Genomic DNA, 13431 nt, shown 5'->3' with positions numbered 1-13431 from the left:
CGGCCCGGGCCGCCGGACAGCGTACTGACGTGCGCAAACCAAGCACCCGTCGGGTTATGCGTCCTGCGCCTTCGCCGCCGCGTCGATCGCGGCCAGCGACTTCCGCACCTGGTTACGGTCCGTCGTGTACCAGAAATCAGGCAGTGAAGCCTTCAGATAGCTGCCATAGCGGGCCGTGGCGAGCCGCTGGTCCAGTACGGCGACCACGCCACGGTCCCCCGACGCCCGTACGAGGCGCCCGGCGCCCTGAGCCATCAACAGCGCCGCGTGGGTCGCCGCGACAGCCATGAACCCGTTGCCCCCCGCGTCCTCCACGGCCTTCTGTCGGGCGCTCATCAGCGGATCGTCGGGGCGGGGGAAGGGGATCTTGTCCATGACGACCAGCTGACAACTGGGGCCGGGGACGTCGACACCCTGCCAGAGCGAGAGCGTGCCGAAGAGGCAGGTCTTCGGGTCGGCCGCGAAGTTCTTGATCAGCTCGCCGAGCGTCTCCTCGCCCTGGAGCAGGACCGGGAACTCGGGGATACGGGTGCGCAGCTCCTCGGCGGCGAGCTGGGCGGCCCGCATCGACGAGAACAGGCCCAGCGTGCGGCCGCCGGCCGCCTGAATCAGCTCCGTCAGCTCGTCCAGCATGTCCGCGCGGTCGCCGTCGCGCGCGGGGCGGGACAGATGCTTGGCGACGTACAGAATGCCCTGCTTCGGATAGTCGAAGGGGGAACCGACGTCGACGCCCTTCCACTTCGGGAGGTCGTCGCCCTCCGTACCCTCGGGGGCGAGGCCCAGGGACGCCCCGACGCCGTTGAAGTCACCGCCCAGCTTCAACGTGGCGGAGGTCAGGACCACCGAGCGGTCCGCGAAGAGCTTCTCCCTCAGGAGCCCCGACACGGACATCGGGGCGACGCGCAGGGACGCGCCGAAGCGGTCGTGGCGCTCGTACCAGACGACGTCCCACTCGGAACCGCTGGTGATGCGCTCCGCCACGTCGTGCACGCTCTCCACCGAGGCCAGTGCCTGCTTGCGGACCGCGTCCTCGTCCTGGACGGACTTGTCACGGGTCGTGCCGAGCGCCGAGATCACCGTCCGGGCGGCGTCGCGCAACGCCATGAGGGCGTACCCCAGGTCCTCCGGGATTTCCTCCAGACGGCCGGGCAGGGCCAGCTCCATCAGCCGCTCGAAGCCCTCGGCGGCCGTCTGGAGCTGGTCGGCGGCCTTCTCGTTGACGAGCTTCGCGGCGCGGCGCACCGCCCGGTTGACCTGGCCGGGGGTGAGCTCGCCGGTGGCGACACCCGTCACGCGGGAGACCAGCTCATGGGCCTCGTCCACGATCAGCACCTCATGCTGCGGGAGTACCGGCGCGCCCTCGATGGCGTCGATCGCGAGCAGCGCGTGGTTCGTGACGATGACCTCGGCAAGCTTGGCACGCTCGCGGGCCATCTCGGCGAAGCACTCGGCGCCGTACGCGCACTTCGAGGCGCCCAGGCACTCCCGGGACGACACCGACACCTGGGCCCAGGCGCGGTCGGAGACGCCCGGCGTGAGGTCGTCACGGTCGCCGCTCTCCGTGTCCTGGGACCAGTCGCGCAGACGCAGCAGGTCCTGGCCCAGCTTGCTGGTGGGCGCGGCCGCCTCGAACTGGTCGAAGAGGCCGTCCTCTTCGTCCTGCGGCACCCCCTCGTGCAGACGGTGCAGACAAACGTAGTTCGACCGGCCCTTGAGCATCGCGAACTCCGGGCGGCGGCGCAGCAGCGGGTGCAGCGCCTCGACCGTGCGCGGCAGGTCGCGCTCGACGAGCTGGCGCTGCAGCGCCAGGGTGGCGGTCGCCACGACGACGGGCTCCCCATGAGCGAGCGCGGGCACCAGATAGCCCAGCGACTTTCCGGTGCCGGTGCCGGCCTGGACCAGCAGATGTGAACCGTCGTCGATCGCCTCCGCGACGGCTTGGGCCATGGTCACCTGGCCGGGGCGCTCCGTGCCGCCGACGGCGGTGACGGCTGCATGCAGGAGTTCGGGGAGTGAGGGCTTCGTCATAGCGCGACCACCCTACGGCCCGTCACCGACAACGGGGGGATCAAGGCCGCGGCGCACGGTGCGCTCACGGGTGGTGCGGGGGTTCGGCACGGATCCGTGAACCGCGGCATACGGACGACTGGGAACCTGTTCGCGACACGCATCGTTACGCAGAGTGATGGGGCTGAAGCAGATGGCGCACGGCCCGGTCCCGGACCATGAGGGCGGCCCGTTTGCCGGGCAGGTCGGCCTCGGCGGAGAAACGGAAGCCTGCGTTGAGGAAGGCGGCGATGGAGGGGGTGTTGCGAAGGTCGGGTTCGGCGACGACGCGTGCACAGGAGGGACGCCGGTCGAGGACGAGGTCGGCGACCGCGCGCAGCAGTGTGGAGCCCAGGCCGCGCCCGCGATCGGCGACACCGCCGATGAGGAGGTGGATTCCGGTGTCATGGGGACGGGCGGGGTAGTGACGGGCCAGGTGGTCGAGGTCCGCGCGGTAGATCTCCCAGTAGCTCATCGGGGTGCCGTCCAGCACGCCGAGGCAGGGGACACTGCGTCCGTCACCGGCGAGCTGGGCGCGCAGATGCCGCTCGGTCACCGATGTGTCTCCGGCCAGGTCCCAGAAGACCGCCACGGCGGGGTCGTTCATCCAGCCGGCGACGAGTGGGAGATCGCGGCCCAGGTGTACGGGGACGAGGTGGAAGACGCCCGCGGGGGTGGCCGTCGGGCCCCAATCGGCGACGTGATCGAGGAGGTCGTCGTCCTGCGGGCTGAGACCCTGCGTCCCGCCTCGGCCCATGCCTTGCTCCGCGCGGAGCGCCATGAACGCTTCGGGCAGCCGTAGGTCGAGGGTGTCCTCGTGGTCCGAGCCGAGGGCCGAACCGGAGCCCGGGCCGTGGCCGGCTGCGGGGCCGGGGCCGGCTGCGGGGCCGGGGCCGGGCCCCGCGGCGGCGCAGGCGGAGGCGGCGCAGGCGTCGGTGCTCGCGTCGGTGGGAGTCACGGCGACGCTCCTCTCAGGAGACGGGATGGGGCATGGTCCTCAGGAATGAAGGGGGTTGGCGATGGTGACGTAGACGGACTGCGTGTCGACCGGGCCGACAAGTTCGTCGAGGCCGTGCAGTCGGGTCAGCAGATTGGCCTTGCAGCGCAGGACGGGTGAGTCGAGCAGGCGGGCAGGCAGGGATGTGCGCAGCCGGGCGGGCCCCGTGGCGACGTCGGCGAGGAAGCGGCGGAAGGCGGCAAGCAGCAGCCTTTCGTCGACGAGGCGTTGGGAGCCGAACGCACCGATGAGGCCGAACACGTTGTTGATGCCGAGGTAGTACGCGAAGCGTTCGTCGGTGACCTCGTCGGAGACGAATGTGTCGCTGTGCTCTCCGATGCCGGGCAGCCGGGCGTCGAGTTCGGCGCGGCGGGACTCGCGGAAGTAGTAGCCCTGGTTGTCGCGGTAACGGCCGCCCGCGGGCCAGCCCTGGGCATCCAACAGGAGCACGGTGTTCTGCTGGTGTGCCTCCAGGGCGATGCCGACCTCGCCGTCCAGCCAGAGCACCGGTCGCACCACTTGTTCGAGATAGCGCAGGAACCACTCGGCGGCGACGGCACCGCGCGGGCGGCCGGTGCGGGCGGCGAGACGGAGGACGATCCCGGCGAGCCGGGAGCGCGCGCGCGGCGATCCGGCGCCGGGCAGGGCACGGGGTCTGGGCGAGACGAGTCCGGCGATGCAGGAGACGTCGTCGGTGGGGCCGAACGGGTTGTGGCGGATCACCACGTCCAGCCCGGTCACAGGGGTGCCGTCCACGTCGTCGACGGCCAGCCAGGCCGGGTCGCGGACGATGTCGAAGCCGGAATGCACGGACCGCCACTGCTTGCCGAGGCCGCTGCGCAGCAGGCGGTGCACCTCGACGCCCCGGTGGAGTTCCTTGCGGAGGTTCTCCCGGCGTGAGTTGGTGATGCGCAGGCCCAGGGACAGCTTCAGCATCGCGGGAGCACCCGGGCGGTGGACGGTGCGAACGGACGAGGTGGGGTGCCAGGGCTCGCCGTGCGGGCCGAGGTCCCGCAGCAGTCCGGCGTCCAGCAGGGCGGCGGCCTCGGGGCGGTGCCGCATTTCGCGAGCCTGCCAGGGGTGCATCGGCAGCGCGGTGTAACCGTCGGGCAGCGCGAGGCCCGGGCCCGCGAGCCGTTCGGCCAGCCAGCCGGCGGACATGGGCCGACCGCGTTCGGTCCAGGCCGAGTCGGCCGCGAGGACGGAGGGCGCGACCGCCAGCCAGTGCAGCGTGAAGGAGCCGCGCAGTTCGGGCGAGTAGAGCCGGGCCTCGGCATCGGAGAGTCCCTCGCGGCTCTTGGCCGTGGGGTGTGTGGGGTGCCCGAGCAACAGCGCCTGCTCGGCGGCGAGGAAGAGATCCGCCTCGTCCGCGGGGCGCTCGCGGCGCTCCGCGATGAAAGTCGTGGTACGACGCACGGAGTCGGCCACCCGGGCCACGAGATCGGCGAGGTGAGGCGATGCGCAGGGCGGCTCGAATGCCGGCGTGGTGCTTGACACGCCGCCCGGCGCCACACCCGGCGCGATGTCGGTCCTGCCGCCGGGCTCGAATCCGGACGTGGTGCCCGGCGAATCTCCCGGTTCACCCCCAGAGCCGTTGCGCGGTGAATCTCCCGGTTCGCACCCAGAGTCGGTGCGGGGCACCGCGCCTGGCAGGGAGTCCGGGGCGAAATCCGAAGCGGTGCCCTGGGTGGCGCTCGGCAGGGAGCCCGGCAGGGAGCCCCGGGCAAAGCCCGAAGCGGTGCCCCCCGTGACGCCCAAGCCGAAACCCCCCGCAAAGCCCAAAGCAGAATCCCGCGCCACGCCCGACAGGGAGTCCCCAGCCACACCCGAAGCAGAGTCCCCCGTGGCGCCCGGAGCAGAGTCCCCCGCGACGCCCGAGCCCAAGTCGCGCGCGAAGCCCGAGGCGGTGCCCTGGGTGGCGCCCGAGCCGGAGTCCGTGGCAAAGCACGGGGCGGAGTCCCGGGCGTCGCCCGGGGTCGGGTCCGTCCCCGAGCCCGGGACGGCGTCCGCTCCCCCCGTCTCCCGTGCCAGCAGTGCCGCAACGGTCACCGCGTCCGCGGGTGGGGCCGTCTCCGGTGCGTCGGCCAGGCAGGGCAGGCCGAAGCGGTGCCAGCCGGTCGGGGACCAGTAGTGGACCGGGGCGAGGAGGGCCGTACCGCTGGCGGGAAGCGGGATGCGCAGCGTGCTGTCGGCGGGAGCGGCGAGGTCGTTCTCCCGGACCCAGCAGCGCAGCAGGTTCTCCACGGTCGCGGCCTGGGCCGCCGTGTGCGGGTCGGGGTGGTCCAGGAGATCGGCGGTGGCGCCCCACGGCTCCTCGGCCTCCGGTGACGCCACCTTCTGCCGGGGGACCGTGTCGGAGCCCGGTGCCGGTGTGGCGGCCGGCGTGATGCCGGCCTCTCGCCCGGGGGTGTCGGGGCGGCCGTCGGGGGTTGGGCTGGCGTTCAAGGGCGTTCCTCGTGGGGTCGTTCCGGCTCGTGCCGCGACGGGCCGGGGCGGGGCGTACGGGTGTGTGCCGGCCCTGGGCCTTCCTGGTGGGTCCGGAGCAAGGGGCAGGTTCAGCGGGTTCGCTGAGCACGGGGCAGGGCCCCCGCCGCGGGGCCGCAGCGAAAGGCGGGATCGTCCGCTCCGGGACAGTGCGAGGGACGGGATCGCCCACCGTGGGGCGGTCGGAGGCCGCGGCGCCCGGGGTCAGCGACAGGCGGGTTCAGCGACGGACGGCCCCCGGACCACTGCGGCCACCGCGTCCGCGAGTCGGTCCAGTACCGCGTCCGTCTGCTCGTCGCTGATCGTCAGCGGCGGCAGCAGCCGGACCACACTCGCGTGCCGCCCGCCCAGCTCCACGATCAGGCCGCGCCGCAGGCACTCCCGCTGCACGGCGGCGGCCAGTGCGGGCGCGGCGGGCCGGGGCCCGGCGCCCCCGGGACAGGCGGTCGCGCAGTCCAAGGACGCTGTTTCGGGTGCGGCCTCGGGGTTCACCAGCTCGATGCCGATCATCAGCCCCCGTCCGCGTACGTCCCCGATGCACGGGAACTCTGCGGCCAGGGCTCGGAGTTGGGTCAGGATGCGGGCGCCGAGCGCGTCGGCGCGCTCGGCGAGGCGGTTCTCGCGGACGTACGCGAGGGTCGCCGTGCCCGCGGCCATGGCGAGTTGGTTGCCGCGGAACGTTCCGGCGTGGGCGCCGGGTTGCCAGACATCGAGGTCGTCACGGTAGACCACGACGGCGAGCGGCAGGCTGCCGCCGATCGCCTTGGAGAGGACCATCACATCGGGCACCACACCGCTGTGCTCGACCGCCCAGAAACGTCCCGTGCGGCCCACGCCCGTCTGCACTTCGTCCGCGATCAGCGGAATCGACCGGGAACCGGTGATCTGCCGCATCCGGCGCAGCCACGCGTCCGGTGCGGGGTTCACCCCGCCCTCGCCCTGCACAGGTTCGAGGATCATCCCGGCGGGCAGCGGTACGCCCGACTTGGCGTCGTCGAGGACCGACTCGGTCCAGCGGGCGGCAAGTTCGGCGCCGCGCTCGCCGCCGACGCCGAACGGACAGCGATAGTCCTGCGGAAACGGCAGACGCATCACGCGTACGTCGGCCGCGCCCCCGGACGCCTCGAGCGCCCCCGTGGTCATCCCGTGGTACGCGCCGGTGAAGGCGAGGATCCCGGTCCGGCCGGTGGCAGCACGCACCAGTTTGAGCGCGGCCTCGACGGCGTCCGTCCCGGCCGGACTGCAGAACTGCACGCGCGCGTGGTCTGCGAAGCCGGGTGGCAGCGTCCGGAACAGCTCGGTCGTAAACGCGTCCTTGACGGGCGTGGCCAGGTCCAGGACATGCAGCGGCGCGCCCGAATCGAGAACGTTCCGGATCGCCTCCAGGACCACCGGGTGGTTATGGCCGAGGGCCAGCGTGCCCGCACCGGAGAGGCAGTCGAGATAGCGGCGCCCGTCGGCGCCCTCGATGGTCAGTCCGCGTGCCCGCACGGGCACGATGGGCAGGGCCCGCGCATAGGTGCGCGCGGCGGACTCGCGCGCCGACTGCCGCCGCAGAATGCCCTCGTACGCCGCGCGCGCCCCCTCGCTTGCGCAAGCCGCCTCACGCGCCGAAGGCACCCCTGAACGTCTCGCCGAGCAGTCTGCATCCGCTCCCGCACCCCCCTCCGGCTCGCCCTCCACCGGCACCACCGCAGTCTCCGTCACCGTCACGACGTCAGTTCCTCCCGCTGTCCAGAGGCGATGTGGGCGAGGACTTGAGCTCGGACGACACGTCGCCCGTACGTACCAACGACATGAACGGCCCATGGAAGCGGGTGAACGGAAGATCGTTGCCAAGTCGGTGGATCTCCGGACGATTACCAGGTCAGACGGCTGTGGCCGAACCGTTGCCGTTCCGTCGGAAGTCCCCCACAGCGACCGCATAGTCTTTGGTGCCGTTCCGTGGAAGCGATGATCAGCTATGACGCGCCGCCCTCCACGGCGGTACACCGCTGTCCTCACACAGGTTGATCCCAGGGGGAGTTCAGACCATGCGACCCATACGCCCGCTCTTTGCCGTCCGCCGAGAAGGGAGCGCGCGCCGCAGGACCTCCCCCGTGCTGGCCGCGGTCGGTATCGCCACGGCGCTGGCGCTGACCGCTACCGCGTGCGACTCGGGCGGCGACGCCAAGGCGAGCGGCGAGGCGAGCGCGTCCGCCTCATCGGCCGACGACGGCAAGATCAAGATCCCGGACAACATCAAGCAGAAGCTCAAGGAGCACGGGTTCGACCTCGACAAGTGGAAGAACGGCGCCTGGCGGAACTGGAACAAGGACGACTGGCTGCGCGAGGCCGACGAGTTCATCAACCCGATCATCAAGGGCCTGTGGGACCCGGACCGGATGCGCAAGGCCAATGACCCCGACAAGGGCGTGAGCGACAACGACCTCTCGGGCGACCAGGGCGTCACGGACCCGACCCCGGCGCCGGTGAAGGCGCAGGCGGTGCAGGCCGCGTACCACGACAACGCGCCCACGGCGGGCAAGGTGTTCTTCGACTCCCCCCAGGGCACGATGGTCTGCTCGGCGACCGTGGTCGAGGACCCGGCGCACCCCGGCAAGTCCAACCTCGTGTGGACCGCGGGCCACTGTGTGCACGCGGGCAAGAAGGGCGGCTGGTACCGCAACATCGCGTTCGTGCCCGCCTACAACAACTCCGGGAAGACGGCGGCCGAGTTGAAGAACGCCACGCGGGAGCAGGTTGCCCCGTACGGCGTCTGGTGGGGTGACTGGGCGCAGACCTCGGACCAGTGGATCGAGCAGGGTGGCGAGACGGGCGGCCGGGGTGCCTCGTACGACTTCGCCGTCATCCATGTCACGCCGGAGAAGGGCAACGGCGGCAAGTCCCTTGAGGAGACCGTCGGTTCGGCTCTGCCGGTGAACTTCAATGCGCCGGCCGTGCCGAAGGTGAACAGCCTCACGGCGACCGGCTACCCGGCCGCGGCACCGTACGACGGCCAGACGCTGTACCAGTGCCAGGACAAGCCGGGCCGGCTGTCGATCACGGGGACGGACCCGACGATGTACCGCATCGGCTGCACCATGACGGGCGGTTCCTCCGGCGGCGGCTGGGTGGAGACGGGCTCGGACGGCAAGCCCGCCCTGGTCTCCAACACCTCGATCGGCCCGGTGACTTCGGGCTGGCTGGCCGGTCCGCGGTTGGGCGAGGTGGCCAAGGGCGTCTACGAGTCGGTCAGCAAGAAGTTCGCGAACCAGTGACACGCCACGCCTGACAGGGTTGTGACAGACGGCGGCGGGGCGGCTCACAGAAATCTTTACCGTTTCGCCGCTGTTCGTCCCCAATCGCACGGGCATAGTGGGGTGTCGCGTCCGAGCGGGTGCCGCAGCGAGCGGCCGGCGCCGGCGTCCGGCAGGACATCACCACGCTTCACCGGGGGTCACAGCACCATGCGTTCCATACGTACGTCCTTCGCGCATCGGCGCGGGGGGCGGACCGTTCTCGCCGCTGCCGTCGCGGCACTGGCCTTCACCGCCACCGCCTGCAACGGCAGCGACAGCACAGCGAGCGACAAGCCCGCCGCATCGCAGTCGTCGTCCGGCCAGAACAAGCTCCACATTCCCAGCGGCATGGCCGACAAGCTCAAGCAGCACGGCATCGATGTCGACCAGTGGGCCGACAGCGGCTGGAAGAACTGGGACAAGGACAAGTGGCTCAGCGCCGCGAAGGATTTCGTCAACCCGGTGATCGAGGGGCTGTGGAAGCCCGAGCGGATGAAGTCCGCCAAGGATCCGAACAAGACGATCTCGGCGAAGGACGCGTCGGCCGACCAGGGCGTGAGTGACGCCGCCCCGGCGCCGGTGCAGGCCGCGGCCGAGAAAACCCCGTACCACAACTACGCGGCCCCGGTCGGCAAGGTCTTCTTCGACTCCCCCGAGGGTTCGATGGTCTGCTCGGGCACGGTCGTCAAGGACGTGAACCACCCGGGCAAGTCAAACCTCGTGTGGACCGCGGGCCACTGTGTCCACGCGGGCGGCAGCGGCGGCTGGTACCGCAACATCGCGTTCGTCCCCGCCTACAACGACCAGGGCAAGGCCGCCTCGGAGCTGAGCAACGCCTCCGCGTCCGAGATCGCGCCCTACGGCCAGTGGTGGGCCGACTGGGCCACCACAACCAACGAGTGGATCCAGGGCGGTTCGGAGTCGGGCGGCGCGGGCGCCCCGTACGACTACGCGATCCTGCACGTGAAGCCTCAGACCGGCACCAAGTCCCTTGAGGAGACGGTCGGTACCGCCCTCGACGTGGACTTCACCGCGCCGTCCGCGACCGAGGTCGCCAGGATGGGCGCCTGGGGCTACCCGGCCGCTCCCCCCTACGACGGCCAGAAGATGTTCAAGTGCATCGACCGCCCCGGCCGGCTGTCGCTCTCGCCGAGCCTGCCGACGATGTACCGCATCGGCTGCACGATGACCGGCGGTTCCTCCGGCGGCGGCTGGTTCCGGGTGGTCGGCGGCAGGACCGAACTCGTCTCGAACACGTCGATCGGCCCGTCCGACAACACCTGGCTCGCGGGACCGCAGCTGGGCAAGGAGGCCGAGGGGCTGTACCAGAACATGAGCCGGCAGTACGGCGGGCAGTGACCGGCTGACATACGGAGAAGACCCGCTCCCTGTCGCAGGGAGCGGGCCTTTTCGCTGTGGGTCAGCGTGCGGAGGCCGGCATGTACGGCGCCAGTTCCGCCGCCAGTTCCTCGTGCACCCGTGCCTTGAGCAGCGTGCCCTCCGGGGTGTGCTCCTCGGAGATCACTTCGCCCTCGGAGTGGGCACGCGCGACCAGACGGCCCTCGGTGTACGGCACGAGGGCCTCGACCTCGACCGCGGGCCGCGGCAGCTCGACGTCGATGAGCGCGAGCAGCTCGTCGATGCCCTTGCCGGTACGGGCCGAGACCGCGATGGAGCGCTTCTCGATCCGCAGCAGTCGCTGGAGCACCAGCGGGTCGGCCGCGTCCGCCTTGTTGATCACGACGATCTCGGGTACGTCGGTGGCGCCGACGTCCCTGATCACCTCGCGCACGGCGGCCAGCTGCTCCTCCGGCACCGGATGCGAACCGTCCACCACGTGCAGGATCAGGTCGGAGTCGCCGACCTCCTCCATCGTGGAGCGGAACGCCTCGACCAGGTGGTGCGGCAGATGCCGTACGAAGCCGACGGTGTCCGCCAGCGTGTACAGGCGGCCGCTCGGGGTCTCGGCCCGGCGCACGGTCGGGTCCAGGGTCGCGAACAGCGCGTTCTCGACCAGGACGCCCGCGCCCGTGAGGCGGTTGAGCAGGGAGGACTTTCCGGCGTTGGTGTAGCCCGCGATGGCGACCGACGGCACCTTGTGGCGCCTGCGCTCCTGGCGCTTGATCTCACGGCCGGTCTTCATGTCCGCGATCTCCCGGCGCATCTTCGCCATCTTCTCGCGGATCCGCCGCCGGTCGGTCTCGATCTTGGTCTCACCGGGACCACGGGTCGCCAGACCGCCGCTGCCGCCGCCCATCTGCCGGGACAGCGACTGACCCCAGCCGCGCAGCCTCGGCAGCATGTACTGCATCTGCGCGAGCGAGACCTGGGCCTTGCCCTCGCGGGACTTGGCGTGCTGGGCGAAGATGTCCAGGATCAGGGCCGTGCGGTCGATGACCTTGACCTTGACGATGTCCTCGAGGTGGATCAGCTGGCCGGGGCTCAGCTCACCGTCGCAGATGACGGTGTCCGCGCCCGTTTCGAGGACGATGTCCCGCAGCTCATCGGCCTTGCCGGAGCCGATGTAGGTTGCCGCGTCGGGCTTGTCGCGGCGCTGGATCACGCCGTCGAGCACGATCGCGCCCGCGGTCTCCGCGAGGGCGGCCAGCTCGGCCAGCGAGTTGTCCGCGTCCTGAACGGTCCCCGAGGTCCACACCCCGACGAGTACGACGCGCTCCAGGCGCAGCTGCCGGTACTCGACCTCGGTGACGTCCTCGAGCTCGGTGGAGAGGCCCGCGACGCGGCGCAGGGCCGCGCGGTCGGAGCGGTCGAACTGGTCGCCGTCCCGCTCTCCGTCGATCTCGTGGCTCCAGGCGACGTCCTCTTCCATCAGGGCATCGGCCCGAAGACCCTCGGGGTAGTCGTGCGCAAGGCGCTTGGCGTCCTGGGAAGGGGAAGAAGAGGAGGTCATTGGGTCCTTACGTCGTTGGGGATTCCGTATGCGGCGATGGAGTCGGGGCGTCCCCGACCACACGACTCGCCGTAGTCACAACGTTCGAGTACCCCGGGAGATTCCCGGTCACCCGCTCTGCGGGCCGCGCCGCCGACTCGATGATGGTCGCACGGCCCGGCCCGCCGCGTCACCCGAGTTACGGCGTCGGCGTCGAGGCCGGCGACGAGGCAGGCGTCGAGTCCGGGACGGGGTCGATCTTCCAGTCCGGGTGCCCCGGCATCGGCGGGGTCCTGTCGCCGTAGAGCCAGGCCTTGAAGAACCCGCTCAGATCGCGTCCCGCGACACTGGACGCCAGGTGTTCGAAGTCGTCCGTGGTCGCCGTGCCGTCCCGGTGCAGGCTCACCCAGTCCCTCTCCAGACTCTCGAAGGCGGGGCGCCCGATCTCCTGGCGAAGCGCGAACAGGAACAGCGCGGCGCCGTCGTAGACGCTCGGCCGGAAGATGCTGATCTTCTGGCCCGGGTTCGGCGCCTTGGGTGCGGCGGGCGGGCCGCCGTCGGCGCGCCAGCGGTCGGAGAGGGCGTACGCCGACTTCATGCGCGCCTCCAGGGGCCGGTTCCCCTTCTCCTCCGCGTACAGGGCCTCGTACCAGGTGGCGTGTCCCTCGTTCAGCCACAGGTCGGACCAGGTGCGGGGGCTGACGCTGTCACCGAACCACTGGTGGGACAGCTCATGCACCATGATCGACTCGGCGTACCACTGGGGGTACTTCGACCGGGTGAACACACCTTCCTCGAAGAGGGAGAGCGTCTGTGTCTCCAGTTCGAATCCGGTCTGGGCCTGGGCGATGAGCAGCCCGTAGTTCTCGAAGGGGTACGGGCCGACCTTGTCCTCCATCCAGGCGATCTGGTCGGGGGTCTTCTCCAGCCACGGTTCGAGGGCGGCCTTGTCCTTGGCGGGGACGACATCGCGGATGGGCAGGCCGTGCGGTCCCTCGCGGTGCAGGACGACGCTGTGGCCGATGGAGACCTGGGCAAGCTCGGTCGCCATCGGGTGCTCGGTGCGGTAGTTCCAGGTGGTGGCCCCGCCGGCCTTCTTACTGCCCACCGGCACACCGTTCGCCACGGCCGTGTAGCCCTCCGGCGTGGTGACGTGGAAGGTGAACATCGCCTTGTCCGAGGGGTGGTCGTTGCACGGGAAGACCAGGTGGGCGGCGTCGGCCTGGTTGGCCATTGCAAGCCCGTCGTCGGTCCGCACCCAGCCGCCCTCCCGGTCCTTCGTGGCCACGGGGTCGCTGGTGTGCCGCACGGTGATCCGCAGGGAGTCGCCCTTGGGGAGCGGAGTGCCCGGCGTGATCACCAGATCCTCCCCCGCGCTGGTGAAGTCAGCGGGCGCGCCATTGACGTCGACGGACTCCACCGTGCCGTGCGTCAGGTCGAGGTTGACGCGGTCCAGGGCCTCGGTCGTGCGGGCCCGGATCGTGGTGACGGCGGTGAGGGGCTTGCTGTTGTCGCCGGAATAGGTGAACGAGAGGTCGTACGACTGGACGTCGTACCCCGGGTTGCCGAGGGTCGGGAAGAGCCGGTCGCCGATGCCCAGGGCCACAGCGGTCGAGGGGTCGCCGGCGGCGATCAGGCAGACGGAGACGGCTGAGGCGAGAAGGGCCGCTTTGGTGCGGCGGGCACGGGGGATCACGGAGCGGAGGGTGTGCGGCATGGACCACCGCTACCAG

General features: G+C 71.0%; 8 protein-coding genes. 2 read left to right on the top strand and 6 right to left on the bottom strand.

Annotation, left to right across the window (positions count from 1 at the left end; translation table 11 throughout):
• Nucleotides 1–54: 54 nt before the first annotated feature.
• The 4 genes from ABT186_RS09785 to ABT186_RS09770 form a co-directional block, all read right to left on the bottom strand.
• A complete protein-coding gene (locus ABT186_RS09785; RefSeq protein ID WP_351226597.1) occupies nt 55–2028 on the bottom strand; it encodes an ATP-dependent DNA helicase in 1974 nt (657 codons plus the stop codon).
• A 145-nt stretch (nt 2029–2173) separates the two neighbouring features.
• Complete coding sequence (locus ABT186_RS09780; protein WP_351924419.1) at nt 2174–3004, bottom strand: GNAT family N-acetyltransferase; 831 nt, start codon at nt 3002–3004, stop codon at nt 2174–2176.
• Between the two features lie 39 nt (nt 3005–3043).
• Nucleotides 3044–5488, bottom strand: coding sequence for an IucA/IucC family protein (locus ABT186_RS09775; protein ID WP_502973163.1), 2445 nt, complete (start codon nt 5486–5488; stop codon nt 3044–3046).
• 243 nt (nt 5489–5731) lie between these two features.
• A complete protein-coding gene (locus ABT186_RS09770; RefSeq protein WP_351226601.1) occupies nt 5732–7147 on the bottom strand; it encodes a diaminobutyrate--2-oxoglutarate transaminase family protein in 1416 nt (471 codons plus the stop codon).
• Nucleotides 7148–7560: 413 nt separating this feature from the next.
• Here ABT186_RS09770 and ABT186_RS09765 point away from each other — a divergent pair, with 413 nt between their 5' ends.
• Complete coding sequence (locus tag ABT186_RS09765) at nt 7561–8787, top strand: trypsin-like serine peptidase (RefSeq protein ID WP_351226603.1); 1227 nt, start codon at nt 7561–7563, stop codon at nt 8785–8787.
• A 189-nt stretch (nt 8788–8976) separates the two neighbouring features.
• The gene (locus tag ABT186_RS09760; protein ID WP_351226605.1) at nt 8977–10167 is read left to right on the top strand and encodes a trypsin-like serine peptidase; all 1191 of its coding nucleotides are present in this window, start codon (nt 8977–8979) and stop codon (nt 10165–10167) included.
• A gap of 61 nt (nt 10168–10228) precedes the next feature.
• Here ABT186_RS09760 and hflX read toward each other — a convergent pair whose 3' ends face one another.
• Together hflX and ABT186_RS09750 are read right to left on the bottom strand one after the other, a co-directional pair.
• On the bottom strand, nt 10229–11719 hold the full coding sequence (gene hflX / locus ABT186_RS09755) for a GTPase HflX (protein WP_351226607.1): 1491 nt from the start codon (nt 11717–11719) through the stop codon (nt 10229–10231).
• A gap of 178 nt (nt 11720–11897) precedes the next feature.
• Nucleotides 11898–13415 (bottom strand): M1 family metallopeptidase, encoded by a 1518-nt coding sequence (locus ABT186_RS09750; protein WP_351226609.1) that lies wholly within the window; start codon nt 13413–13415, stop codon nt 11898–11900.
• Between the last annotated feature and the right edge of the window lie 16 nt (nt 13416–13431).

It is taken from the genome of Streptomyces sp. NPDC001634, from assembly GCF_040298185.1.
Taxonomy (GTDB): domain Bacteria; phylum Actinomycetota; class Actinomycetes; order Streptomycetales; family Streptomycetaceae; genus Streptomyces.
This window is presented reverse-complemented; position numbering and strand designations above follow the sequence as displayed.